We start from the raw sequence: 24,950 nt of genomic DNA, 5'->3' as shown, positions 1-24,950 counted from the left end.
AAGCCGCAAGCCTGCGGGTGAACTCATATGGCCCGATAGCGACCTCAGTAGCGTATTCCGATGACTACCCTTTCAGAGTACGACAGCGTCCGACTGGTGTGGACGGACCTCAACGGCGTCGCTCGCGGGATCACCGTGCCCGGCGAGGAAGCCGCACACGCCCTCGAAGAGGGCGTCGGGTTCGCGAACGGCGTCGCCGAACTGACGCTCGAACCCGGGCTCCTCGACGACCCGCACTACGGGGCGGAGGGCGGCGATATGATGGCGATCCCCGACCCGAGCTCGGTGGTTCCGGTCGAGTGGGCCGACGACACCGCCGCCGTCTTCACCAGCCTCAGCAACGTCGACGGGTCGCCGTTCGACCTGTGCGCTCGGGGCGCGCTCGAGAAGGTCCTCGCCGAACTCGAATCGGAGGGGTACCGCGCGCTCGCGGGCGTCGAAACCGAGTTCTCGCTGCTCAGTCCCGACGGCGACGGCGGGTGGGTCCCGTACAACGACCGCTGTTCGTACGACCTCGACGCCATCGACATGGGCTCCGATCTCATCTCGGCGTGGCGCTCGGCGATGGAGACGGCGGGCTACGACGTCCTGGGCGTCCACCAGGAGTCCCAACCCGGCCAGTACGAGGTCAACATCGAGTACGACGACGCGCTGACGACCGCCGACGGCATCGCGTTCTTCCGCCACATGGTCAAGTCGATCACGCGGGATCACGGGCACAAGGCGTCGATGATGCCCCGACCGCACTCCGGCGAGGACGCCAACGGCCTCCACTTCCACCTCTCGCTGTGGGACCTCGAGGAGTCGGAGAACCAGTTCGCGAGCGACACCGGCGGGATGCGGTTCCCGGCGGGCAAACACCCCGCGGGCGACTCCGGCATCTCGGAGGAGGCCCGCCACTTCATCGGCGGCCTACTCGAACACATGAAGGCGCTGACCGCGATCTGCGCGCCGACGGTGAACTCCTACAAGCGGCTCATCCCGGGGATCTGGGCCCCGGTCAACATCGCGTGGGGGCCGGACAACCGCTCGACGGTCCTCCGGCTCCCGCCGGAACTCGGCCCGGCGACCCGCATCGAGCACCGCGTCCCCGACTCGTCGTGTAACCCCTACCTCGGGATGGCGGCGTCGCTGGCGGCCGGGCTCGACGGGATCCGCCGCGAGATCGACCCGGGCGAACCGACCCTGAAGAACGCCTACGAGGAGGACTACGAGCGACTGCCGCGGACGCTCTGGTCGGCGCTGGATCACCTCGAAGACGACGACGTGCTCGCGGAGCTGCTCGGCGAGTCGCTGATCGACTCGTTCGTGACGCTCAAGCGCGAGGAGTTCAACCGCTCGATGGACCACATCTCGTCGTGGGAGCGCGAGGAGTACCTCGACGAGTTCTAGGCGCTCCGTGCCCGAGGACCCCTGCGTCGCTCGCTAGTGCTTCCGCGCGGCCACTTCGTCAGAACGGTCGAGCATCGGCGCGACGGCCTTCAGGATCTTCGCCTCCGAGCGCCGGAGGTGCTCGCCGACCGTCGACGTGTTCGCGGAGTCGAGTTCGGCGAGCTCCTCGATGTTGCACGCCCGCGGCGAGTCGTAGTAGCCCTCCTCGATGGCGCGTGAGAGCACTTCGAGCTGTCGCGGCGAGAGGTCTTGGACGGCCTCTTTGACCTCGGTGAGGCCGGTGAGGAGTCCGTCGAGGTCGGGCGTCCGAAGCGAGTCGACGTCGACGGAGCCGATCTGTCTGAGTTCGTCGTGTGCCTTGCTCACCTGTTCGTGACTCGACGCGAGGACGCTCCAGTGCTCGCGACCGCGGGCGACGGTCGCCGGGATCGTCGGGAAGCAGTTGTTCCGCAGCAGGACGTTCAGAACGGGCTCGGTGTCGGTGTCGTAGTCACCGGCGAGGCTGACGAAGGCCTTCTCGCCCCTGTCGTCGTAGCTGACCAACTGACTCGTGTTCATCACCGGGTGGTTCTCGAGCCACTCGATCAGCTCGTCGAGCTTCGCCTCGTCGACGCAGGTCAGTTCGACCATCGTGATGCTCGTTCCGGTGAGCCGGTACGAGTAGATGATCGTTCCCCTGACCTCCGGGAACGTGTCGTTCAGCGTTTCGGTCCAGCAGCCCTCGTGTTTGATACTGAACGTGTATTCGAGCATAATCGGCGTCCTGGCGTCTGATACCCCGGATTTCTCACACACGTATATACCGTTGTCGGGTACCGAGAGATTTCGAAAAATCAGTCGAATCTCCGCTCGATTTCCGGAATACGTTCGATTGTGCGGCCAGCGTTTCGACCCCGCTACTCGTCGTCGGCCGCTCGGTACTCGAGCACGGCCGCACCGACGACCAGCAGGATCGAGACGTAGAAGATGAGCGACGCGACCGCGGGGACGACGGGGGTGAATCCCTGGGTCATCCGCCCGTGAATCCACGTCGTGATCGTGCTCTGCGGACCGGAGAGATACGAGACGATGTAGTAGTTGTTCCACGAGAGCACGAACGCGAAGATCGCCCCGGAGACGACGCCGTCGGAGATCAGCGGCAGCAGCACCTTCCGGTAGAGCGTGACCGTGTCGGCACCGAGGTCCTTCGCGGCCTCCTCGATGTTCGGGTCGATCCCCAACGCGGTGATCGAGACGACGAACATCACGATCGGGGAGATCCAGACGAGTTCGCCGATGATCGACGGCACGATCCCGTAGCCGAGGTCGATCTGACTCGACCACATCGACATCCCCAGTCCCAAGAGGATGAGCGGGAAGAAGATCGGCAGCAGCGCGAACAACTTGAACTGCTCGCGGTACGGGAAGTCGTAGCGGGTGTACGCGATGGCCGCCGCCGTCCCGATGATCGTGCTCAGGATCGTCACCGGGATCGAGATGTACAGCGTGTTCGTCAGCGCGCTGCGGATGCTCCCGGAGGTGAGCGCCGCCTCGTACCAGCCGAACGTGAACTCGTAGTCGACGATCGAGAAGAACCGACCGTCGTAGAACGACGCGATGACGAGGCTCACGAGCGGCGTCATCAGGAACAGCGCGACGAGCGCGACGTAGCCGTACCAGACGCCCGAACCGAGTCGATCGCCGAGTCTCGTGGCGGTGTCTGTGCTCATACTCACTCACCCCGCGAGGCGATCTCCTGCAGATCGATCGTTCGGAGGATGACGATGCCCGCGACGACGGTGATGAGAAGCAGCGCGACCGCCTGCGTCGAGCCGAGCGGCCAGTTCTGCGAGTAACCGAAGGAGTACTGGATGTTGCTCGCCATCGTGAATATCGACCCGCCACCGAGGATTTCGGCTTCGACGTTCGCCCCGAGGCTGAGCACGAAGACGAACAGCGACCCGATGATTATGCCGGGCTTGCTCAGCGGCAGCAGGATCCGCCTGAAGAGCGTCGTCCGGCTCGCGCCGAGGTCTTTGGCGGCTTCGAGGGTCGTCTCCTCGATGCTGAGCATCGACAGGTAGATCGGGAACAGCATGAACGGCAGGTAGATGTACGTCGTCCCCAGGATGATCGTCGAGCGCATGTACATCAACGAGGCGTACTCGCGCACGCCGAACAGGTTGACGATGCTCTCGAGGACGCCGTTCTGAACGAGGAAGAGCGCCCAGCCGAACACCCGGATGTTTACGCTCGTGAAGAGCGGGATGATGAGGATCATCAGGAAGACCAGCTTGTACCGGGTGATCTTGTGCGCGAGCGCGTAGGCCGCCGGATACGAGACGACCAGCGTGAACGCGGTCGTCGTGATGCTCACCGCGACAGTGTTGACGAGGACGTCGCCGTAGACGCCGCTCCCCGTGACCATCCCGCCGATGACCTCCTCGTAGGTCGCGATCGACCACTCGAGGGGGTTCAGCGCGATGCTGTTCCCGGTCTGGAACGAGAACACGACGATCGCCAACATCGGCCCGACGAACATACACAGAAGCAGCACGCTCATCGGGACGAGCAGGATCCCCGGCGGCGTGAGCAGCCGCCCGAGCGGATTGTCGCCCTCGGCCACGGTGTCGACCCGCGTTCGAAGTGAGTCCATCGTCGACATCGGGATCACTCCGGCACCAGAATCGACTTCGAGGCGTCCCACTGCAGGTACGCCGCGTCGCCTTTCTCGACGTCCGTGTCTCTGAACTCGTCGATCGGGATCTCCGCGACGTACTCGCCGTCGGACTCGGGTGCGTCACACTCGACTAAGACGGTGTTCCCGCGGACGAGAACGTTCGTGACGGTGACTTCCAGCCCGAGGTCTTCGGTCAACTCGCTTCCGATGCTCGAGTCGTCGTATCGGACCACGAGGTACTCGGGATCGGCGTCGTAGTGGTACGGCACGGTCGTCGTCTGCGCGAACTGCGAGGATTTGACCTCGTATCCGTCGCCACGTTCGACGGCGTCGTCCAGCGAGAAGACGTTCGCGTCACCCATGAACTCGGCGATGAACTTGGTGCTCGGCCGGCGGTAGATCTCCTCCGGCGACCCGGTCTGGATGATGTCGCCGTCTTGGAGCACGAACAGCTTATCGCTCATCAGGAGTGCGGACTCCAACGAGTGGGTCACGTAGATGAACGTCATCCCCAACTCCTCGTTGAGGTCGGCGAGCTCCCGTTGGAGCCGCTTTCTGAGCACGTAATCGAGCGACGCCAGCGGCTCGTCGAGGAGGAGAATGTCGGGATCGTACGCCAGCGAGCGCGCGAGCGCGACGCGCTGTTTCTGTCCGCCGGAGAGTTCGGTCGCCTGCTTGTCGGCGTGGATGTCGGGGTCCAGTCGGACCTGTTCGAGGAGTTCCTCCACGCGGTCGCCGACCTCGACTCCCTTGTTCCGCATCGGGAACTCGATGTTCTCCCGGACCGTCATATGGGGGAATAGCGCCCACGACTGGAACACCAGACTCGTCGGCCGGTTCTGGGGCTCGGTGTACGTGACGTCTTCCCCGCCCAGTTCGACCGTCCCCGACGTCGGCTCTTGGTGGCCGGCGAGCATCCTGAGGAGCGTCGTCTTCCCGCAGCCGCTGGGCCCGACGATCGTGGCGAACTCCCCGGTTTCTATCTCGAGATCGACGTCGTTGACGGCGACGAGCGACCCGTATTCCGCTCTGAGATTTGTTGCTTTTAGCATAGTGAAAGATGGAACATAACGTCGCTTCCGCGTCTTATATCCGCGCTTTCGCTTCCCGCCAGATCGGCTCGAACTTCTCGAGGTCCGGGACGCCGGTGTAGAACACGGACTTGTCCACGATGTCCGGAATGTCGTCGACTCGGAGGACCTCGCTCTGCTCTTCGTTGACCGCGTCGATCGCCGCCTCGTGCGGGACGACGTTGGTGCCGCCGGAACTCGGCCACATCAGGTTCTTCGCTGTCTCCTCCTGCTGCATGTACGCGAGGTAGTTGTCCGAGACGGTGGGCTGGTTGCCCTTCACCATACACGTCGTCTCCACCCAGATGATGGCACCCTCCTCGGGGACGTGCGCCTCGAAGTTGAGGTCGCCGCCGCGTCGCAGGGTCCCGTTGATCCAGTTCCCGGAGATGAACCCGATGTCGATCTCGCCCGACTTCAGCGCCTGGTTCATCGATGCGAAGTCCGGAAGCAGCGTCTTCGCGTTGTCGAAGAGGTCGAAGGTCGCCTGTCGGACCTGCTCGACCTCCTCGTCGGTGTGCTCTTTGTACGGGTCGATGCCCTCCCGGAGCATGATGATCTGCATCGCCCAGAACATCAGGTCGTAGACGCCGACGTCGTAGTCCTCGCTCCAGGCGGCGTCGTAGCTGCTGTAGTCGGACTCCGAGACGGTGTCTTTGTTCACGACGAACGACGCCCAGCCGAACCGCTGCGGGACGCCGTACATCGTCCCGTCGACGTCGAAGGAGTAGTCGTCCTCGTTGAGGAACGCGAACTTGTACCCCTCCTCTTTCGTGAACATATCGATGTACTTATCGAACGTGTAGGGCTCCCACTCCTCGTAGTTCAGCGGCCGGATCAAGTCGGCCTCCGCGAGTTCGGGGAGCCAGGCCATATCGAACGTGGCCTGGTGGAACTGCTCCCACTCGCCGGATTCGAGGCGGTTGAACGCCTTCGGGTTCGAGGTGAACAGGTCCAGTTGGGTGTCGCAGTCGAACTGGTCGCGGAACGGGTCCTGCACGTTGGAGGCGTCGTAGCCGGTCCACGTCAGGTGGTTGATCGTCTCGCCCGTCTCGTCTTCGTCGCTCGATTCGTACAGGCTGTCGTACTCCTCGGCCGGGACGGCTGCCAGCTCTTGGGTACGCCAGGTCGATTCGCCGCCGCCACCGCCGCCGCCCAGACAGCCCGTGAGCGCGGCTAGTCCGGCCGTGGCGGAGGCAGCTTTCATGTACTCTCGACGACTGAATGAACGGTCTAGTGGCATAGTGTTCTCATCCATAGGTGTGCCGAGCCAAACCACGTCGAAACCGCCGTTTGGTGCTGCATCTATGGTACGTCACTGATTCTCACAGAATAGGGTATGATGATTGTGCCGTCAACCTACGGCTGTTTATATTGGGCCACTTGTGCGCATATAGCTGACCGATCCAAAACTAGAATCCAATATCGGTTAATGAATATTAACTTTTAACACGAATTTCGAAATTAGGATATTATGATGTGAATAAATAGTGTACGATCAGCCGACGCGGCGTCGCACGGTTCACCGGCCGTTTCGCCACAGTCGAGCATCGACCGATCCGCCGCATCGATTATCGATCGACCGCGTCGACGCCCAGAGCTGTTTCACCACAAACACTACAATAAAGTCGCCCGGGTCAGTGCCGTAATTCAATGGACGAATCTGCACCCCGAGGGGAGGACGGCCCGCCCGACCGCACAGATTTCGACGAGTTCCCGGACCGCTCGGAACTTGACGAGTCCGTCCGGGAAGCCGTCGAGCGCTCCCGGATGGGTGCGCCGGCCGTCGGCGAGGCCGTCCGCGACCGGTTCTCCGCCGACGAGGTGTTCCAGCGGATCGTCGCCGCGGCCGACGAGGAGGTCACCTCGACCGGCCGCGAACTGTTCTTCAGCGCCATCGCCGCGGGGTTCGCGATCAGCATCACCTTCCTGCTGTATGCGTCGGTCTCGGCGACCACCGACAACAAGATCGTCGGCGCGATCCTCTACCCGCTCGGATTCATCTACATCATCATCGGCGGGTACCAACTCTATACAGAGAACACGCTCCCGCCGGTCGCGCTGACCTTAGAGCGGATCGCGAGCCTTCCGGCGCTGTTGCGCCACTGGACGATCGTCCTGTTCGGCAACTTCCTCGGCGGTGCAGTCGGAACGGTCGTCCTCGCGTGGGGCGGCGTGTTCGACCCCGCTGCCGCCGACGAAGCCCTCGCGCTCGCCCGCCACGGCGCGTTCGAGGTCGGCTGGTGGGCGCTGTTCTCCAAGGCGGTCTTCGCGGGACTCATCGTCGCGGGGGTCGTCTGGGTCGGGTTCAGCTCCCGCGACACCATCTCGCGGATCGTCGTCACCTACCTGGCGTTCCTCTCGATCCCGGTCGGGGGGCTGTTCCACTCCGTCGTGGCCTTCTCGGAGGCGTGGTACCTCGTGCTGCACGGGGAGTTGGCTTTCCTCGTCGGCCTGACGGACTTCGTCCTGCCGGTCCTCCTCGGGAACACGATCGGCGGCGTCGCGCTCGTGACGCTCGTCAACTACTTCCAGACGAGCGAGGACCGCCTGGAGTCCGCGCGGTTCGAGGGGATCGAGCGTCGGCTGACGCCCCGCGAGTGGCTGCTCGGCCGGGTCGCCGGACGGTCGTACGTGCCGATCTTGGACCCCTCGGAACGGTCGCTCTCGCGGGACGGCGACTTCCGGATCATGGTTCCGATCGCCAACCCGCGAACGGAGTCGGGGCTCGTCGACCTGGCGTGCACGCTCGCGAGCGCGAAGGAGGCGGCGACGGTCCACGCGGTGCACGTCATTCAGACGCCCGGTCGCCGCCCGGCCGACCCGAGTCACCGACAGCGACAGCGGATCTCCGGCGAGTCCGAGCGCCTGATGGAACCGATCCGCGAGACCGCCGCGGGCTACGACGTCGACTTCGAGACGTCGCTCGTCGTCACCAACCGCTCGTTCGAGGAGGTGTTCAACGCCGCACGCCGGACCAAGCCCGACCTCGTCGTGCTGGGCTGGGAGGAGAACCGGCTCTGGAGCGACGCGCGCGCGGAACGCCCGCTCGAAGAACTCACCAACCAACTGCCCTGTGACTTCCTGATCGTCAAGGACCGCGGCATCGACGCCTCGCGGATCCTGCTGCCGACGTACGGCGGCCCCGACTCGGATCTGAGCGCCGAGGTCGTGGGGATGCTGCAGGCGGCGGTCGGATCGGCGGTCTCGCTGCTCCACGTCGTCGATACCGACGACGAGGTCGACGCGGGCCAGCGCTTCCTCGAGGGGTGGGCGCTCGATCACGAACTCACCGACGCCGACCTCATCGTCGAGGCCGGCGACGTCGAGACGGCGATCGAGCGCGAGGCCGCAGAGCACAGCCTGTTGATCCTCGGTGCGACCGAGCGGGGACTGCTCTCCCGATTGCTGACCGACTCGCTTCACCTCGAAGTCGTCAACGACGTCGACTGTTCGGTCTTCCTCGCCGAGCGCCCCTCGGAGCGGTCGCTCATCGAGCGGTTGTTCGGGTGACGACCGCCGTCGCTATCGGGCGAAGACTGCCGTCGCTGTCGGCTGACGCTCTTCGTCGCCGCCGGTCGGCAAGCGACGGTCGCCGACCGGGCGACGCCCGTGGTACCACGCATCGCACAACAGTTATACATCGCCGGCGATTCGGTACGACTGCAATGGCAAACGGTAAGGTTGACTTCTTCAACGACACGGGCGGCTACGGCTTCATTTCGACTGACGACGCAGACGAGGACGTCTTCTTCCACATGGAAGACATCGGCGGTCCGGACCTCGAAGAGGGTCAGGAAGTCGAGTTCGACATCGAGCAGGCGGACAAGGGTCCGCGTGCGACGAACCTCGAGCGCCTGTAAACAGGAGAGTCAACGCGACTCGCGGTAGCGGACGGAGGCTGGCGGGCGAGCGGGCAGACGAGTCCGGTTCGGTTGCGGCAGTTCTCTGAACTACATTCTCATTTCATTCATACACCCAGTCACAACGCCGCCACGTCCCCGACGTCGTTCGTCTCGGTAGTCGTGTGAGCCGACACGTTCTCAATCGCGGCGACCGAACGGACCGTATGGACGAGGTTGACGTCGAGATGGAGTACGCCGAGGCGTACGGCGCGCGCGTTCCGAAGGTGGGACTCGGAACGTGGCAGCTCACCGGCGAGTCGTGCTACGAGACGGTGTCGACCGCCCTGGAACTCGGCTATCGACACGTCGACACGGCGCAGTTGTACGGCAACGAGGCCGAGGTCGGGCGCGCGATCGCCGACGCCGACGTCGACCGCGAGGACGTGTTCCTCACGACGAAGGTCTCCCCGCGAAACGCCCGCTACGACGACGTGATCGAGTCGACCCGAGCGAGCCTCGACCGCCTCGACACGTCGTACGTCGACCTCCTGTTGCTCCACTGGCCAAACCCGCTCGTCTCCGTGTCGAAGACGGTGCGCGCGATGGACCGACTCGTCGAGATGGGCGAGGTGTACCACGTCGGCGTCAGCAACTTTCCGCAAGTGTTCCTCGACCGCGCGCGATCGGCCTCCGAGACGCCGATCGTCACGACCAGGTCCAGTTTCACCCCTACAAGCCCCAGCGCCGGATGCTCAGGTACTGCCAGAACGAGGGGATGTTCCTCACCGCCTACAGCCCGCTGGCCCGCGGGACGGTCCTCGACGACGAGGACGTTCGACGCCTCGCCGACCGCTACGACAAGACGCCCGCGCAGGTCGCGCTCCGGTGGGCAACGCAGCACCGCGACGTCGTCGTGATCCCGAAATCGACCGACGAGGACCACCTCCGGGAGAACCTCGAACTGTTCGACTTCAAACTCACGCGCGAGGAGGTCGACGCGCTGACCAAACCGTCGCTGCTGAAGTCCGGCAAGGCGATGCTCGACGGGATGGTCGGCGAGATCCGCTGATGGACGGGGCGGACGCCGATCGAAGCGGCCGACAGCGACGACGCGGCTCGCGTCGCGTCCGACGCCTCGCGGCCGCGTGGATCGGCCTCGTCGTCTTCGCGTCCGCTATCGATCCGTCGGTCGTGTTCGACACCTTCGGCGGGCTTTCGACCGTCGGAGCCACGATCAGCGGGGACGGATCGCCCGGCATCGTCGACTCCGTCGCCGCGCACGTCGACGTCTTCGCGCTGTCGCACCTCGTCGCCTACGGTGTGCTCGCGTGGCTCTTGGCGGACGCGCTCGGGGTGAAAGACGGTCGTTCGCGTCACTATCTCCGCGGCCTGCTCGTCGCGGCCGTCCTCGCATCCGCCGTCGGGGTCGGCGTCGAATTGATTCAAGCACCGCTGGCGGTCCGCACGGCGAGCGCCGTCGACGCCGCGGTGAACGGGGTCGGCGCGCTCGCGGGCCTCGGGATCCGGGCGGGCGTTCGGCGCGTGCGTGCCATCCGGCGATAACGGTGGCTCCCTCGTTCTCGCAGCCGTCAGCGACGGCGACGACGCGCGGTTTTTACCCGTCGAACGCCAACGGAGAGCGAACCGATGTCCGTCACGACGCTTCACCGACCGACCCACCGCGACGCCCTCGGGCTCTTGGAGGCGGCCTTCGGCGACGGTCGGATGGTGACCGTGTTCGGTCGGTGCACCGTCGACTACGACGGCCGGGCGTCCTCGGAACTCGGCCCGGGGGACAGGCTCGTGGTCTGCAAGCCCGACGGGACGATCCTCGTGCACACCGACGAGAACCGCAAGCCCGTCAACTGGCAGCCGCCGGGCTGCGTCCACCGAGCGAGCGTCCGCGACGGGCGGCTCCGGATCCGCAGCGAGCGCTCCTCGCCCGAGGAGCGACTCGACGTCGGATTCGAGCGCGTCGAACAGGTGACCGCCTACGAGGTGAGCGACCGAAGCGACCTCCGGCTCACCGGCAGCGAGGAGGACCTTCGACAGCGGATCCTCGACGAACCGGGGCTCGTTGAACCGGGGTTCGTCCCGACGGCGACGGAGCGGGAGACGGCCGCCGGGCCGGTCGACGTCTTCGGGGAGGACGACGCGGGCCGTCCGGTCGTCGTGGAACTGAAACGCCGCCGCGTCGGCCCGTCGGCGGCGAGTCAGCTCCGGCGCTACGTCGAGGCGGTCGACGGGGAGTTCCCCGGCGAGGGCGTCCGCGGCCTGCTGGTCGCGCCCTCGGTCACCGACCGCGCGGCGGCGCTGCTGGAGGAACTGGACCTGGAGTTCGTCTCGGTCGAGCCGACGCGGCAGGCCCCGGCGACGGAGTCGTCGGAATCGGCGGACGAATCAGAGTCGTCGGAGTCGACGGGCGGACCGGCGTCGACGACCTCCGAGTGAGGGCGTCGCTACTCGGCCGCCAGCCTGACGAAGTTCTCGAAGGTCCGTTCGACCGAGACGTCGTCGAACTCGCGGTCGCGGTCGTTCGTCGGCCAACCGAAGTCGTCCTCGATGTCCGGCAGGAGCGCGGCGGTGAACTCGGGGTGGTACTGGACGGTCCACAGCGGCGCGTCGCGGTGTCGGCTGCCGAGGTACTCGTAGTAGTCGGCGGTGGCGATCCGCTCCATCCCGTCGCCGAGTTCGGTCACGAAGTCGCCGTGGACCATCGGCACGCGCTCGCCGACGCCGTCGAACAGCGGGTCGTCGTCGAGTCGAACCCGCTCGATCCCCTTCCGGAGGCCGCGGTGCTCGACGGTCCCGCCGAGCGCGTCGTTGACGAGTTGGTGGCCGAAACAGACCCCCAGCGTCGGGACGCGCTTCTCGACGAGTTCCGGGACCAGCGCGCGCAACTCGTCCATCCACGGGTACGACGCCGTCTCGTAGACGCCCGCGGTGCTGCCGGAGAGGACGACCGCGTCCGCGTCGGCGAGCGCCTCGGGCCGCCCGCCCGAGTCGGCGTAGGTGTAGACGCGAACGCGCGCGCCCGCCTCCTCGAGGTGCCGACGGATCTCGGGCACGAAGTAGCGCGATTCCGGATCGACTTCGTTTTCGAGGACGAGTATCACGTTCGGACTGATGGCACCGGTGAGTATATAATATGCTCTCCGGGTGAACGCGACCGGGCCGCTTCCGGACGACTCGTCCGCCTCGCCCCCGACTCGCTCCCCGACATTGCCGGTGCGGCGGCGAACAGTTCGAAGCGCTTTTAGGTCGTATGGGCGTTGTTCAGCACAAGTAACTATGTCCGACAAACCCGCCTCAATGTACCGGGAACTGTCGAAGCCGTCCTACACGCGGCGCGACTACGTCACCGGCATTCCCGGCTCGAAGATCGCACAGCACAACATGGGCAACCTTCAGACCGGTCCGCAGGACTACCCGGTCCAGATCAGCCTCCGCCTCGAAGAGGAGTGTCAGGTCCGCCACGGCTCGCTCGAATCCGCGCGCCTGTCGGCGAACCGCGTGATGCTCAAGGAGGTCGGCCAGGAGAACTACAAGATGGTCCTCCGGAAGTTCCCCCACCAGATCCTGCGCGAGAACAAGCAGGCGACCGGCGCGGGCGCGGACCGCGTCTCCGACGGGATGCGACAGGCGTTCGGCAAGCCCGTCGGCACCGCCGCGCGCGTCCAGCGCAACGAGCGGGTCTTCACGATCTACTGCCAGCCCGAACACGCCGACATCGCGAAGGACGCGCTCCGCCGCGCGTACAACAAGATGTCGCCGCCGTGCCGCATCGACGTCGAGAAGGGCGAGAAGCTCCTCGTCTCCTGATTCTGCGGACGTAGTCGACGACTCTGCGGTCCCGCAGGGTTGCCCCACGAGGGGACCTAACACGTTTCCCGCTGTCTGTTCCTGTAGCCGAGGCTCCGTCGGGCGTGAATCGCCGTCGCTCGTTGGTCTCGTAGCGGTTGTAACTGATTGCTCGGCCGATCGCACGACTGCGTGTGATCGAGTGAGTGAAGGTTTGCAAACGCTACTACACCGGAGCGGTTCGGAAAATCCGCGAAACGGACGAATCCGGGGCCGTCGGTCGCGAGGGCCTATTCGAGGTCGATCGAGGCCGAGTCGTCGACCTTCTCGAAGGTGACCTGCAGGATGCCGTTGTTGAACGAGGCGCTCGCGGAGTGTTCGTCGACGCGGGCGGGCAGTCGGATCCGCTCGTCGTACTCGCGGCGGTCGCCGGCCGCGGAGATCGTGAGGACTTCGCCGTCGCACTTGAGTTCGATGGCGTCCTTCGCGACCCCCGGGAGATCGGCGACGAGGCGGAGCTCCGAGCCCTCGTCGTAGACGTCGACGTGGGTCTCGGTGGCGAACCCGGAGGCGTCGCTGCCGGTCATTTCGTCCATCATCCGCTCGATCCCATCGAAGAACTCGTCGAACGGGTCGTCGCGGTCGTCTCTCATCGCTCGTCCGTAGGAATGTTCCGAAGAAAAGCCTTCTCCCCCCGGCCGATTCGGCCGGACAGTGCGGAACACGGCGCGGTCTTTCGATTCCGCGCGCCGGCCCGAAAAACGTCAGGTCAGCGATGGAATTCCAGGTGTTCCCGCGCTGCATCCGTGTGGATCTATGAATGGAATTGATTGCTATGGTCACTCTATGCTTGATATTGCAGGATTTCTGCGCTCGGTGGGGAAGTTCACTCAGCGACGCAACGGCGTTTGCCCCGTATTTGAGCCGGTACTGACGCCGGTATTCCGTATCCGCGAACCGAATCCAATGACACGGGGATTCAAGTAGGAGGACGATGTGTACTCAGATATGAGTGAAAAATCCAATTTGGATTCCGCCGCCGCCGACGACACCGTCCGAGTCGCGCTGAACGGGTTCGGTCGAATCGGCCGCAACGTCTTCCGCGCGGTGCGCGACCACCCGAAGGTCGAACTCGTCGGCATCAACGACGTGATGGACTTCGACGATATGGCGTATCTGGCGAAGTACGACACCGTGATGGGCCGCCTCGACGACGTCGCCCGCGACGGCGACTCCCTCGTCGTCGGCGACACGTCGGTCCCGCTTTTCAACGTCCAGGACCCCACGAACCTCCCGTGGGACGACCTCGACGTCGACGTCGCCCTCGAGTGCACCGGCATCTTCCGCACGAAGGAGGACGCCTCCGCGCACCTCGAAGCCGGTGCCGACAAGGTCGTCATCTCCGCACCGCCGAAGGGCGAGGAACCGGTCAAACAGCTCGTCTACGGCGTCAACCACGACGAGTACGACGGCGAGAACGTCGTCTCGAACGCCTCCTGTACGACGAACTCCATCAGCCCGGTCGCGAAGGTGCTCGACGAGGAGTTCGGCATCGAACACGGCCTGCTCACCACGGTCCACGCCTACACCGGCAGCCAGAACCTCATCGACAGCCCGCACTCGAAACAGCGTCGCGGGCGCGCGGCCGCCGAGAACATCGTCCCGACGTCGACCGGGGCGGCGAAGGCGACGACCGAGATCCTCCCGCAACTGGAGGGCAAACTCGACGGGATGGCGATCCGCGTCCCCGTCCCGAACGGCTCGGTCACGGAACTCGTCGTCTCCCTCGACGCCGCGCCATCCGTCGAGGAACTCAACGACGCCTTCCGCGCGGCCGCCGACTCCGGCCCGCTCGCGGGCGTCCTCGGCTACACGGACGACGAGGTCGTCTCCTCGGACATTCAGGGGCTTCCCTTCTCTTCGACCGTCGACCTCCAGTCGACGAACGCCGTCAACGGCGGCGGTCTCTACAAGATCCTGACGTGGTACGACAACGAGTACGGCTTCTCGAACCGGATGCTCGACGTCGCGCACTTCATCACTCACGACTGAACCGCGATTCTGCCGGAGTGCCCCCGGCGATCGGACGACGGTTTCGACGCGACGACCGGATCCGACCACGACTAAGTAATTCCTTCCCGAACCCACCAGCCAGCCACCAATGTCGACAGACACTCCGACCGCCACGTTCGATACGCTCGATGACCTCCCGGCCGACCAGCGCGTCCTCGTCCGACTCGACCTCAACTCGCCGATCGAGGACGGAGCCCCGCAGGACAACCGCCGATTCGAGCGCCACGCGGAGACGGTCCGCGAACTCGCCGAGGCGGGCCACCGCGTCGCCCTCCTCGCGCACCAAGGCCGCCCCGGTCGCGACGACTTCGTCTCCCTCGCGGGACACGCCGAGATTCTGGCGGAGCACGTCGGTCGCGACGTCGACTTCGTCGCCGACACATATGGGAAAAAAGCGATCGACGCCATCGAGGCGCTTGACGCGGGCGAAATTCTCCTGCTCGAAAACACGCGGATGTGCGACGACGAACTCCCCGAGGAGGACCCGGAGACGAAGGCCGAGACCGAGTTCGTGCAGGCGCTCGCGCCGCACTTCGACGCGTACGTCGACGACGCCTACTCGGCGGCGCACCGCTCGCACGCCTCGATCGTCGGGTTCCCGCTCGTGCTCCCGGCGTACGCGGGCCGCGTGATGCAGACGGAGTACGAGGCCAATACCGCGATCGCCGGAAAGGAGTTCGACGGCCGCGTGACGATGGTCGTCGGCGGCACGAAGGCGACCGACGTCATCGACGTGATGAACAACTTGGGAACCAAAGTCGACGACTTCCTGCTCGGGGGCATCGCCGGCGAACTGTTCCTCCGCGCGGCGGGTGCGCCCGTCGGCTTCGACCTCGACCCCGAGGCCGACCTCTACGACTCTCAGTGGGAGGCCAACCACGCGGTCGTCGAGGAGATGCTCGACGAGCGCGGCGAGCAGATCACGCTCGCGACTGACCTCGCCTACGAGGACGACGGCGGCGAGCGCGCCGAGACCGACGTCGACGCGATCGAGGAGAAAGACGTCTCCTTCCTCGACGTCGGCACCGACACCGCCGAGGGGTACGCCGACGTCGTCCGCGACTCCGAGGCCGTCTTCGTGAAGGGCGCGCTGGGCGTCTTCGAGGACGAGCGGTTCTCCGTCGGCACCGTGACGGTGCTGGAGGCGATCGCCGAGACCGACTGCTTCTCGGTCGTCGGCGGCGGCGACACCTCCCGCGCGATCGGGATGTACGGGATGGACGAGGCCGACTTCGACCACGTCTCGATCGCGGGCGGCGCGTACATCCGCGCGCTCACCGGCCAGCCGCTGGCGGGCGTCGAAGCGCTGAAGCGCGAGTGAACTGAAGACGCGAGTATGCTCGTCGGACTCTGTTCGGACACGCACGACAACCTCGAACTCGCGGAGCGCGCCGTGGAGACGTTCGAGCGCGAGGGCGTCGAGACCGTCATCCACTGCGGCGACGTCGTCGCGCCGTTCACCGCGGCGGTCTTCGACGCCGGTTTCGACTTTCACGCCGTCCGCGGCAACAACGACGGCGAGTGGGCGCTCGCGGACGCGATCGACGGATTCGGGACCTACCACGGCGAGAGCGCGCACCTGACGTTCGAGGGTTCAGACTCCGCGGGCGACAGCGACGAGTCGGAGGGTGCCGTCGACGTCGCCGTCTACCACGGCACCAGCGAGCGACTCGTCGACGCCCTCGTCGACTGCGGCGGCTACGACTACGTCGTCCGGGGCCACACGCACGAACACGGGGCCGAGACGCGCGGCGGGACGGTCCACGTCAACCCCGGCGGGCTCCCGTTCGACGGTGCCGACGACGCCTACCACGTGGCGGTGCTGGACACCGCGACGGGCGACGTCGCGTTCCACGAGATCGACGCCTAGGTGCCCGGCAGGATGTCGCCGAGGGCCGCACCGATGCTCATCGGCACGAACGCGACGACGACGTCGCCGAGCGCGAAGAGCGGTTCGCCCCACTCGACGCGCCCCCACCCGGTCATCACGACGGCCGCCGTGAGCAACGAGACGCCGAGGACGCCGACCAGCCGCCGGGGGACGACCCCGAAAAACGGATCCTGCACCCGAACGTCCTGAATATCGGCGACGTAGAGGATACTGACGACGAGGCCGGTCGCCCCGAGGAGCGTCCCGACGAGCGAGATCGGGTGCGTCGCGAGGAAGTGCCCCACCTCGTTCGTCCCGCCCTCGACGAACATCGGGATGCCGAACAGGACGCAGCCGAGGAACGCCTCCGCGAGATCGGTGCGGTCGAACCCGCGGATCACTCTGCCGAAGACCGGGGCCTCGCTCGCGGCGACGACCGCGGCGCGGCGGGCGCTGCGAACCCGCTCGCGCTCGCGCGGCGAGTCGACCGTCTCCGCGAGCGCGTCGAACTCGGCCAGCAGTCGCTCCAGATCGTCGCGGTCGGAATCGGAGACAGAAACCTCCGATGGTTGAGTGTCGTCGGTCACGGACGCGAGGACGCCCGGCGGGATAATAAGCGTCGGTCGTGAGTCCGCGAACGCGGACGGGCCCGATCGTCAGTCGTCGGCGGTCTCGACGCCGACGCGCTCGGAGTCGTTGAACCCCGTCGGGTCGCCCGCGAGGCCGATACCGAGCGTCTCGTTCGTCCGCGCGATGCTCTCTTCGGCGTCGGCGGACTCGGTCATCGCGCGGATCGCGTCGACGTTCTCCGGGATGACGTCCGACTCCTGGTGGATCGCTTGGAAGAGATACAGGTCTCGCCCCTCGACGGCGATCGACTCGCCCCACACGCAGTTCTCCCAGAGGTCCCCGCGCGGGCGCCCGGCGTCGAGCGCGAAGTCCTTCAGTTTGCCAGCGCCGTCGAGACCGAGGCCCTCGGGGATGACGTAGACGCGTGATTCGCCCTCCAGAAGCTGGCGGACGTGCGCGGCGGTCACGTCGGATTCGAGCGTGACGTTGAGCGCGTGGACGTGCATCAGCGTCGCGGGCACCTTCAGCCCCATCGTGTCGATGGCGAGGTCGGGGAAGATGGTCTTCACGTCGGGGCCGTGGTGGGAGGGGATGCTGATCGGGTCCGGCAGGATGTCGTTGATCGGGCCGCGGGAGTTCTGACTCGGGTCGCCGCCCCGGCGGACCAGCGTCGCGCGGACCTTCTCGACGCCGTACTCCTCGTCGAGTGGTGCGACGAGCCGCGAGAGACCAGTCGTGTTGCAGGAGACGACGCGGACGGTGTCCGCGCCGCGGGCGTCGTCGTAGTTCGATCGGGCGTTGAAGCTCACCTGTGCGACCTCCGAGCCCTCGCCGCCCTGGAAGATCGCGGGCGTGTCGTAGGAGGTGTACAGCGAGCGGTTCTCCGCGCCGATTCCCGACGGCGTGCAGTCGACCATCACGTCGGCGTCGGCGACCAGTTCGTCGACGACGCCCGCGACGTCGATGCCGGCGTCGCCGAACAGCGGCGCGCGCTCGGGAATCGCCGCGTACATCGAGTAGCCGCGCTCGACGGCGGTGTGGGCCTCGAAGTTGGGCTGCGTCTTCGCGACGCCCACGACCTCCATATCGGGTTGGGCCGCGACGGCGTCGGCGACGCGTTTCCCGATCGTTCCGTAGCCGTTGACACCCACTCGTATCATCACCCGAGAATCCGGGGAGCAGACGCATAGTTATTTCGGAGCCAAACGCCGAGAAATTAACTCCTCGGTGAGTAACGCGGCCGATTTCCCCGGATCCGAGTACCGAGACAGTCGCCCGATTTTTCCGGGTCGTTCGGCGCTGGCGCGCCGATAGCACCGTCCTAATCCGAACGTCTAACACCGCGGACGACCCACACGGAACTATGACGAAGGACGGACTCGCGACCGCCGCGACGACGGCGGTCCGGCAGTGTATGGCCCTCGACGCCGAGGAGTCGTGCGTGATCGTGACCGACGACGAGCGCCAGCCCATCGGCGAGGCGCTCTACGAGGCCGCGAGCGCGGTCGCGGACGACACCACGATCCTCCGGTACCCACCGGGCGAGCAGCACGGCGAGGAGCCGCCCGGACCGGTCGCCGCCGCGATGGCCGCCGCCGACGTCTTCCTCGCGCCGACGACGAAGAGCGTCAGTCACACCCGCGCCCGCGGGAGCGCCTGCGAGGCCGGCGCGCGCGGTGCGACGCTGCCCGGGATCACCGAGGACGTGTTCGTGACGGGGCTGGACGCCGACTACGACGCGATCGCGCAGCACTGCCGAGACGTGCTCGACCAGGTCGAAGACGCCGAGGAGATCCGCGTGACCGCGCCCGCGGGAACGGACATCACCTTCGAGCCCGGCGGCCGCGAGTGGAACACCGACACCGGCATCGTCCACGAGGCCGGCGAGTTCTCGAACCTGCCGGCCGGCGAGGTGTTCGTCTCGCCGGTGAACGCGAACGGGACCTACGTCGTCGACGGGACGATGCGCCCCCACGGGCTGCTCGATGCGGGCGAGCGGCTCCGCTTCGAGGTCGAGGACGGCTACGTGACCGAGATCTCCGACGACGAGATCCGTGGACAGGTCGAGGCCGCCGCCGAGGAAGTCGGCCGCGACGCCTACAACCTCGCGGAACTGGGGATCGGCACCAACGTCGGCGTGACCGACCTCGTCGGTTCGGTCCTCCTAGACGAGAAGGCCGCGGGCACGGTTCACATCGCGATCGGCGACGACGCGGGGATCGGCGGCGACACCGACGCGCCGCTGCACCTCGACGGGATCATCCGGGAACCGACCGTCGTCGCCGACGGAGCGGAAGTGGAACTTCCGCGGTGAGCGAGCGGCGACCCACCACGCGCCGTCGCCACGGCCACCGCCGGTCGGATGCGAGCCAGCGCCTCACACGGCGACGGGTAGAAGGGCGGATTTTTACGGCCAGACGGGATAGGAGGCCGTATGAGCGCACCACAGGACCGCCTCGCGGTCGAATGTCCCTCCTGTTCGCCCGCCGAACCGACGGTTCACGAAGTACTGAAGGCGGGGAGCGGACACCACACCGTGCGGTGTACGGAGTGCGGCCACGTCCACAAAGTCCAGATCGAATCGGAGACGGAGGTCGAACGCGACGTCATCGTCTCGCAGGACGGCGAGTCGTTCTCGACCACCGTCGACGCGCCGCCGGAGGAGACCATCGCCGTCGGCGAGGAGTTCATCGTCGACAGCCCCGAGGCGATCATGCTCGTTCGGATCACCGGGATCGAGACCGGACCCGAACAGCGCGTCGAGGAGGCGGAAATCGAGGACGTCGACACCATCTGGACCCGCGCGGTCGACAACGTCTCGGTGAAGGTCACCGTCAACCCGAAGGAGGGGACCGGCGACCGCGAGGACACCCGGAGCTTCGACGTCCAACTGCCGGGCGATCACGAGTTCGTCGTCGGCGAGACCGAGTCCTTCGGCGACGAGGAGTTCCTGATAAAGGCGATTCAGGTCCGACAGGACGCCCCCGAGTACCGCCACGGGAAGTTCGACCACGAGGGGGATATGGTGTACGCGAAGGACGTCAAGCGCCTCTACGGCACCGACCAGACGACGTCGGCCTGGTCGGCCTGGTAGCGCGTCGCTGCTCGGCCTGGTAGCGCCTTTCTAAGTGGACCGAACCGAATGCGTCGGTAACTGCGCTGTCTCCCGGGATTTTCGACGGTACATTTACGTCGGATCCGCGAGAACGCGATCGCGGGATGACACGAACCGCCGCCCACGCCCTCCTCGTAGCCGCCGGTGCGCTCGCCGCACCGGTCGTCGCCGCCGGGCTCCTGTTCCCGGTGTGGACGTTCGACGTCGTCGGGTTCTACGGGTTCCTCCTCGCGGTCGCGTGCGTCGTCGCCGCGGGACTCGTCCTCGCCGTCGTCGATCTCACGCGCGCCGTCGAGCGAACGCTCGGGCCGTAGACGCCGGACCGAGCCGATACGACCCACGCACGGGGAAAGATTCGACTCGCTGGAGCCGCATAGTCGAACCGTGAGCGACGATCCGGCCGAGAGGCGACGCATCCTCGTCGAGCGACTGCGCGAACGCGGTCACGTCGAGAGCGACCGCGTCGCCGCCGCGGTCCGGTCGGTGCCGCGCCACGAGTTCGTCCCCGAGGGGCTCCGCGACCGCGCCTACCGCGACCGGCCGCTCTCGATCGGGAACGATCAGACCGTGAGCGCGCCGCACATGGTCGCGGTGATGTCCGAACTGCTCGACCTCGATCCGGAAGAGCGCGTGTTGGAGATCGGAACCGGTTGCGGGTACCACGCCGCGGTGACCGCCGAGTTGGTTCCGGCGGGACACGTCTTCTCGGTCGAGTACGACGCCGACCTCGCGGCGGACGCCCGCGACCGACTCGACCGGCTCGGCTACGGCGACTCGGTGTCGGTCCGCGTCGGCGACGGGCGAGAGGGGTGGGCCGACCACGCGCCGTTCGACGGGGCGTATTTCACGTGCGCCGTGCCGGACGTTCCGGGCGAGGTCCGCGAGCAGGTCGCGCCCGGCGGACGGATCGTCGCGCCCGTGGGCGACGTCCGCCAGGAGTTGGTCGCACTCGACAAGCGCGAGGACGAGACGTTCGAGCGGAGCGAGCACGGCGGCGTCAGGTTCGTTCGGATTCGCGGGTGAGATAGGGACTCCATCGCACCCCCGGTGCGTCCGGAGCGTGCAGTTGATTAGTCCGCACCCCCCAGTTCGGGTATGGACCCGGGAGACCTCCGCGACGAGATGGTCGACGGCATCGAGTCGCGGCTGTCCGTCGACGAGGGCGTCGCGCTCGCGATGCGGACGGTCCCCCGGACGGACTTCGTCGACGACGCGCCGTACGACGGGCGCAGCGACGTCGAGGGCACGACCGCGCTCGCCCCCGAGATGGTCGCGCGCCTGCTCACGGCGCTCGACGTCGACGCGCGGAACGTGCCGAGCGGTGCAGCCGATCGCGCGGACGACCCGTCGCAACCGGCGGATTCAGCCGACGCCACCGGCGACGTGCTCGTCGTGGGCGCGGGCGTGGGCTACACCGCCGCGATCCTCGCCGAACTCGTCGGCGAGACGCGCGTGCACGCGGTCGACATCGACCGCCGACTCGTCTACGCGGCGCGCTCGAACCTCGAATCCGCGGGCTACGGCGGCGTCCTCGTCGACGCCGGTGACGGCGCGCGCGGACTTCCCGACTACGCGCCGTTCGACCGGATTCTGGTCGAAGCGGCGGCCATCGAGCCCCCGCGGCGACTCGTCGAGCAACTCGCCCCCGGCGGCAAACTGGTCCTCCCGCTCGGCGGCCCCGAGCAGTCGCTCGCGGTCGTCGACGACGGCGGAGAAGTGATCGACCGCTGCGGCCCGGTCGCGTTCAGGCCGCTGCTCGTCGACGGCGAGCAGGGCAGCGCGCCCGCCCGGAACCGCACCGTCCGCGAGGACGCCGAGCGCGCCAGCGAGCCGGGGTACTTCGCCGAGACCGGCTGGGAGCAGGAGTGGATCGACTGGGACGAACAGCTCAGTCGTCGGTGACCGCCGGTCCTCGAATCCGCAGCTACGTCTTCAGCCCGCTACCGGTGAGTGCGACCACCACGTCGCCGTCGGGGTCGACGACCCCGCGCGTTCGGTACTCGTCGAGCGCCGCGGGCGCGACCGCACAGGTCGGCTCGACGTAGAACCCGCGCCGGTGCAGCGCGTCGAGTTCGCGCTCGACGCGGTCGGCGGGGAGCGCGACCGCGTCGCCGTCGGTGGCGTCGATCGCGTCCAGAATCTGCCGCTTTCGGACCGGCTCGCGGATCTGGATGCCGTCGGCGACGTCGTTGCTCCCGGCGGCGGCGTCTCGGCCGTGCAGTTCCGCGACGACCGGCGCGTAGCCGGCGGCCTGCGCGCCGAGCAGCCGCGGGAGGTCGTCGATCCAGCCGAGTTCGTAGAGGTCCCGGAAGCCGCGGTACGCGCCCAGAAACAGCGTCCCGTGGCCGAGCGGCGCGACGACCGCGTCCGGGGCGTTCCAGCCGCGCTGGGCGCACACCTCGTAGGCGAACGTCGCGGTGCCCGCGAAGAACGCCGGGTTCCAGGCGTGAGAGGCGTACCACGCGTCGCCCGACTCCACGGCCGCGACGCAGGCGGCCGTCACGTCCTCGCGGGTCCCCTCGACTGGCACGACGGTCGCGCCGGTCCGCTCGATCGCGCGGCGCTTGCTCGGCTTGACCGCGGCGGGCACGTAGATCTCGGCGTCGATTCCAGCCCGGGCGGCGTACGTCGCGATCGCGGCACCCGCGTTGCCCGAGGAGTCCTCGACGACCCGGTCGATCCCGAGTTCCGCCGCGACCGACAGCGTCACCGTCGCCCCGCGGTCCTTGAACGAGCCGGTCGGAAAGACGTACTCCAGTTTGAACGCGGCGTCCCACTCGGGGGCCTCGACCAGCGGCGTCGCTCCCTCACCGAGGGTTACGCGGCTCTCGACCGGAAGCAGGCCGCGGAAGGACCACAGCCCCGCCGCGGTGGATGCCCACGCGTTCGGCGATTTCACTGGGGACGACGTTGACGACTCCTCCGCGAGCGACGCTGTCGGATCCGCCGGGAGCGTCGTCGGCGGTTCCCCCGGAAGCGCTTCGCGTTCGTGCGCCGGGACCGAGAAGTCCAGCGGCGCGCCGCAGTCACAGCGCCACGTCCACTCGGCGTACGTTCGGCCACAGCCGGAGCAAGAGAGTTCGAGCGAGGGATCCATCGCGGCCTCAGTACTGGTCGACGTTCGTCCCGACCGAGCAGACGTACTCGCCGGTCGCGACCTGGGGGAGCCGTCGGGCGCGCCAGAAGATGCCGTCGTTCTTCGCCGTCACGCGCGCTTTCAGCTCCCCGAAGACGTCCGTCACCTCGAAGAGGAGGTCGCCGCGGGAGATCCGGTCGCCGAGGTCGGCCTCGAACTGCACCAGCCCGCCGCTCGGGGACCCGTACTGATCGAACCCTTTCGCGCGGGTCTGCGGCTCGGCGGGGGTCTCGCCGTCGAGGAAGTCGTATCCACGGAGGACGTTGAACACGCCCTCGACGCCGAGGGCGATGCTGTCCTCGTCCCAGCCGACGCAGCCGCCGAGTTCGGGGTCGACCGTCGGGATGCCCTCGTCGGGACCCATCCGCGCGAGTTGGCCCTTCGGCCCCTTCTGGTCGAGGACGTAGCCGCAGCCGAACGTCTTCGCGAGTTGGAGGCACTCGTCGTGGAGGCGGTGACGGCGGCCGCAGCGGACGCGGACCTCGTCGATCATCCGCGAGGTCGAGCCCTGATGGAGGTCCAAGATCAGATCCGCGCGGGTGGCGGCGTCGAAGGTGGCCGCGGCGATCCGCTCGGAGGAGGTGCCGTTCTCGTCGCCGGGGTACGCCCGGTTCATCTTCGTGTCGTCGATCGGGTTCCGGTGCTCGGCCACCTGGAACCCGTGGTAGTTGACGATGCCGACGACGAGCACCGTCCCCGAGAGGGTCTCGGGATCGAGTTGCGGGACCACCCGGCTGACGACGCCGACGCCGTTCAGTTCGTCGCCGTCCGAGGCCGCCTGCAGGTACAGCGTCGGTCCGTCGCTCGCGCCGTTTACCACCGCGCAGGGGAGGCCGACGGTCGACCCGTCGCGGGATTCGCCCACCGTCAGGCGGCCCGTGTCGATCTCGCCGGGGCCCGCACTCGCCGTGCCGAGTGTCGTCATTACCCGAGAGTCGACGGGGTCGAACTTTAGGGGTTCGGTCTCCCGCGCGATGGCGGCTGTGTGGCGTTCGGCGGCCGCGTTCGGAGTCGAGTCGTTCCCGCGCCCACGCGGTCGTCACCGCGGATCGACGCCAGACCGGCGGCGACCGACGACGCTTTGTCGGCCGCGCGGGAAGACGGAGGCGTGAGCGAAGAGGTCCCCGACCGACCGCCGCAGTCCGGACTGCTCGGCGCGCTCCGCGTGCCGCGAAACGCGACGATCGGCGTCGCCGTCGGCGTCGCCCTCGCGGTCGCCGTCTACGCCGCCCGCGTGCTGGAGCTGTTCGGGCCCTTCGCCGGGACGCGTGAGTACCCACTGTTGGGGCCCGAGGGGTGGTTTCTCGTCCTCGCGTTCGTGCTCGCGACGTCGACCGCGCTGCTCGTCACCTCGGCGCTGACCGTCGTCGAAATCGTTCGACAGGCGAAGAAGCTGGACTGAATCGTCCGCTCCGCGGC

Annotated in this window: 28 protein-coding genes; 17 read left to right on the top strand and 11 right to left on the bottom strand. The window is 67.1% G+C overall.

Features of this window, described 5'->3' with window-relative positions:
• The first annotated feature begins 60 nt into the window (after positions 1-60).
• Entirely contained in the window at positions 61-1,392 is a 1,332-nt protein-coding gene (locus ACP99_RS10470; protein WP_049986552.1) for a glutamine synthetase family protein, read from the top strand.
• Positions 1,393-1,425: 33 nt separating this feature from the next.
• On the opposite strand, the gene ACP99_RS10465 is transcribed toward ACP99_RS10470, so the two are convergent.
• From ACP99_RS10465 to ACP99_RS10445, 5 genes are all read right to left on the bottom strand, one after another.
• Positions 1,426-2,145: a helix-turn-helix domain-containing protein gene (locus ACP99_RS10465; protein ID WP_049986551.1), complete on the bottom strand. Its 720-nt coding sequence runs from the start codon at positions 2,143-2,145 to the stop codon at positions 1,426-1,428.
• Positions 2,146-2,288: 143 nt separating this feature from the next.
• Positions 2,289-3,101 (bottom strand): ABC transporter permease, encoded by an 813-nt coding sequence (locus ACP99_RS10460; RefSeq protein WP_049986550.1) that lies wholly within the window; start codon positions 3,099-3,101, stop codon positions 2,289-2,291.
• A gap of 2 nt (positions 3,102-3,103) precedes the next feature.
• A complete protein-coding gene (locus ACP99_RS10455; RefSeq protein WP_049986624.1) occupies positions 3,104-4,036 on the bottom strand; it encodes an ABC transporter permease in 933 nt (310 codons plus the stop codon).
• 5 nt (positions 4,037-4,041) lie between these two features.
• A complete protein-coding gene (locus ACP99_RS10450; protein ID WP_049986549.1) occupies positions 4,042-5,103 on the bottom strand; it encodes an ABC transporter ATP-binding protein in 1,062 nt (353 codons plus the stop codon).
• A gap of 34 nt (positions 5,104-5,137) precedes the next feature.
• Complete coding sequence (locus ACP99_RS10445; protein WP_231554277.1) at positions 5,138-6,328, bottom strand: ABC transporter substrate-binding protein; 1,191 nt, start codon at positions 6,326-6,328, stop codon at positions 5,138-5,140.
• Between the two features lie 446 nt (positions 6,329-6,774).
• On the opposite strand from ACP99_RS10445, the gene ACP99_RS10440 reads away from it, so the two are divergent.
• The 6 genes from ACP99_RS10440 to nucS all read left to right on the top strand — a co-directional run bounded on the left by ACP99_RS10440 (position 6,775) and on the right by nucS (position 11,417).
• Complete coding sequence (locus ACP99_RS10440; RefSeq protein WP_049986548.1) at positions 6,775-8,634, top strand: formate/nitrite transporter family protein; 1,860 nt, start codon at positions 6,775-6,777, stop codon at positions 8,632-8,634.
• Positions 8,635-8,789: 155 nt separating this feature from the next.
• The gene (locus ACP99_RS10435) at positions 8,790-8,984 is read left to right on the top strand and encodes a cold-shock protein (RefSeq protein WP_049986547.1); all 195 of its coding nucleotides are present in this window, start codon (positions 8,790-8,792) and stop codon (positions 8,982-8,984) included.
• 206 nt (positions 8,985-9,190) lie between these two features.
• A complete protein-coding gene (locus ACP99_RS21415) occupies positions 9,191-9,883 on the top strand; it encodes an aldo/keto reductase (protein ID WP_394324865.1) in 693 nt (230 codons plus the stop codon).
• Positions 9,766-10,035, top strand: coding sequence for an aldo/keto reductase (locus ACP99_RS21535; protein ID WP_394324866.1), 270 nt, complete (start codon positions 9,766-9,768; stop codon positions 10,033-10,035). Before ACP99_RS21415 ends, ACP99_RS21535 begins: the two co-directional genes overlap by 118 nt.
• Positions 10,035-10,529, top strand: a complete 495-nt coding sequence (locus ACP99_RS10425; RefSeq protein ID WP_049986546.1) for a VanZ family protein — start codon at positions 10,035-10,037, stop codon at positions 10,527-10,529. The genes ACP99_RS21535 and ACP99_RS10425 overlap by 1 nt, the downstream gene beginning before the upstream one ends.
• An 84-nt stretch (positions 10,530-10,613) precedes the next feature.
• Complete coding sequence (gene nucS, locus ACP99_RS10420) at positions 10,614-11,417, top strand: endonuclease NucS (protein ID WP_049986545.1); 804 nt, start codon at positions 10,614-10,616, stop codon at positions 11,415-11,417.
• A gap of 8 nt (positions 11,418-11,425) precedes the next feature.
• Here the strand turns inward: nucS and ACP99_RS10415 are convergent, their stop codons facing one another.
• Complete coding sequence (locus ACP99_RS10415; protein WP_049986544.1) at positions 11,426-12,082, bottom strand: type 1 glutamine amidotransferase; 657 nt, start codon at positions 12,080-12,082, stop codon at positions 11,426-11,428.
• 175 nt (positions 12,083-12,257) lie between these two features.
• Between ACP99_RS10415 and ACP99_RS10410 the strand changes: the two genes are divergently transcribed.
• Positions 12,258-12,788: a 50S ribosomal protein L16 gene (locus ACP99_RS10410; protein ID WP_049986543.1), complete on the top strand. Its 531-nt coding sequence runs from the start codon at positions 12,258-12,260 to the stop codon at positions 12,786-12,788.
• Between the two features lie 269 nt (positions 12,789-13,057).
• Here the strand turns inward: ACP99_RS10410 and ACP99_RS10405 are convergent, their stop codons facing one another.
• The gene (locus ACP99_RS10405) at positions 13,058-13,420 is read right to left on the bottom strand and encodes an Hsp20/alpha crystallin family protein (RefSeq protein ID WP_049986542.1); all 363 of its coding nucleotides are present in this window, start codon (positions 13,418-13,420) and stop codon (positions 13,058-13,060) included.
• 355 nt (positions 13,421-13,775) lie between these two features.
• On the opposite strand from ACP99_RS10405, the gene gap reads away from it, so the two are divergent.
• The 3 genes from gap (at position 13,776) to ACP99_RS10390 (ending at position 16,710) form a co-directional block, all read left to right on the top strand.
• A complete protein-coding gene (gene gap, locus ACP99_RS10400; protein WP_049986541.1) occupies positions 13,776-14,819 on the top strand; it encodes a type I glyceraldehyde-3-phosphate dehydrogenase in 1,044 nt (347 codons plus the stop codon).
• A gap of 109 nt (positions 14,820-14,928) precedes the next feature.
• Entirely contained in the window at positions 14,929-16,161 is a 1,233-nt protein-coding gene (locus ACP99_RS10395) for a phosphoglycerate kinase (protein ID WP_049986540.1), read from the top strand.
• Positions 16,162-16,176: 15 nt separating this feature from the next.
• Complete coding sequence (locus tag ACP99_RS10390; protein ID WP_049986539.1) at positions 16,177-16,710, top strand: metallophosphoesterase family protein; 534 nt, start codon at positions 16,177-16,179, stop codon at positions 16,708-16,710.
• Here the strand turns inward: ACP99_RS10390 and ACP99_RS10385 are convergent.
• Together ACP99_RS10385 and ACP99_RS10380 are read right to left on the bottom strand one after the other, a co-directional pair.
• On the bottom strand, positions 16,707-17,297 hold the full coding sequence (locus ACP99_RS10385; RefSeq protein WP_049986538.1) for a DUF2391 family protein: 591 nt from the start codon (positions 17,295-17,297) through the stop codon (positions 16,707-16,709). The genes ACP99_RS10390 and ACP99_RS10385 overlap by 4 nt on opposite strands.
• Positions 17,298-17,366: 69 nt before the next feature.
• Positions 17,367-18,440: a type II glyceraldehyde-3-phosphate dehydrogenase gene (locus tag ACP99_RS10380; protein ID WP_049986537.1), complete on the bottom strand. Its 1,074-nt coding sequence runs from the start codon at positions 18,438-18,440 to the stop codon at positions 17,367-17,369.
• 203 nt (positions 18,441-18,643) lie between these two features.
• Here ACP99_RS10380 and ACP99_RS10375 point away from each other — a divergent pair, with 203 nt between their 5' ends.
• The 5 genes from ACP99_RS10375 (at position 18,644) to ACP99_RS10360 (ending at position 22,297) form a co-directional block, all read left to right on the top strand.
• Positions 18,644-19,594, top strand: coding sequence for an aminopeptidase (locus ACP99_RS10375; RefSeq protein ID WP_049986536.1), 951 nt, complete (start codon positions 18,644-18,646; stop codon positions 19,592-19,594).
• Between the two features lie 120 nt (positions 19,595-19,714).
• On the top strand, positions 19,715-20,374 hold the full coding sequence (locus ACP99_RS10370; protein WP_049986535.1) for an HVO_0476 family zinc finger protein: 660 nt from the start codon (positions 19,715-19,717) through the stop codon (positions 20,372-20,374).
• A gap of 125 nt (positions 20,375-20,499) precedes the next feature.
• On the top strand, positions 20,500-20,709 hold the full coding sequence (locus tag ACP99_RS20000) for a hypothetical protein (protein WP_156105667.1): 210 nt from the start codon (positions 20,500-20,502) through the stop codon (positions 20,707-20,709).
• Between the two features lie 70 nt (positions 20,710-20,779).
• The gene (locus ACP99_RS10365) at positions 20,780-21,418 is read left to right on the top strand and encodes a protein-L-isoaspartate(D-aspartate) O-methyltransferase (protein WP_156105665.1); all 639 of its coding nucleotides are present in this window, start codon (positions 20,780-20,782) and stop codon (positions 21,416-21,418) included.
• A gap of 72 nt (positions 21,419-21,490) precedes the next feature.
• Positions 21,491-22,297 carry a protein-L-isoaspartate O-methyltransferase family protein gene (locus ACP99_RS10360; RefSeq protein ID WP_049986534.1) on the top strand — a complete coding sequence of 269 codons (807 nt, stop codon included), beginning with the start codon at positions 21,491-21,493 and terminating at the stop codon, positions 22,295-22,297.
• Between the two features lie 22 nt (positions 22,298-22,319).
• Here the strand turns inward: ACP99_RS10360 and ACP99_RS10355 are convergent, their stop codons facing one another.
• Together ACP99_RS10355 and ACP99_RS10350 are read right to left on the bottom strand one after the other, a co-directional pair.
• Positions 22,320-23,492 carry a pyridoxal-phosphate dependent enzyme gene (locus tag ACP99_RS10355; RefSeq protein ID WP_049986533.1) on the bottom strand — a complete coding sequence of 391 codons (1,173 nt, stop codon included), beginning with the start codon at positions 23,490-23,492 and terminating at the stop codon, positions 22,320-22,322.
• 7 nt (positions 23,493-23,499) lie between these two features.
• Complete coding sequence (locus ACP99_RS10350) at positions 23,500-24,456, bottom strand: succinylglutamate desuccinylase/aspartoacylase family protein (RefSeq protein WP_049986532.1); 957 nt, start codon at positions 24,454-24,456, stop codon at positions 23,500-23,502.
• 183 nt (positions 24,457-24,639) lie between these two features.
• Between ACP99_RS10350 and ACP99_RS10345 the strand changes: the two genes are divergently transcribed.
• Complete coding sequence (locus ACP99_RS10345) at positions 24,640-24,933, top strand: DUF7536 family protein (protein ID WP_049986621.1); 294 nt, start codon at positions 24,640-24,642, stop codon at positions 24,931-24,933.
• Positions 24,934-24,950 lie beyond the last annotated feature (17 nt).

Origin of the sequence: Halobellus rufus (assembly GCF_000739575.1) — an archaeon.
In the GTDB taxonomy this organism is placed as follows: Archaea; Halobacteriota; Halobacteria; order Halobacteriales; family Haloferacaceae; genus Haloquadratum; species Haloquadratum rufum.
The sequence above is the reverse complement of the archived record's forward strand: the minus strand, read 5'-3'. Positions and strand labels throughout refer to the sequence as shown.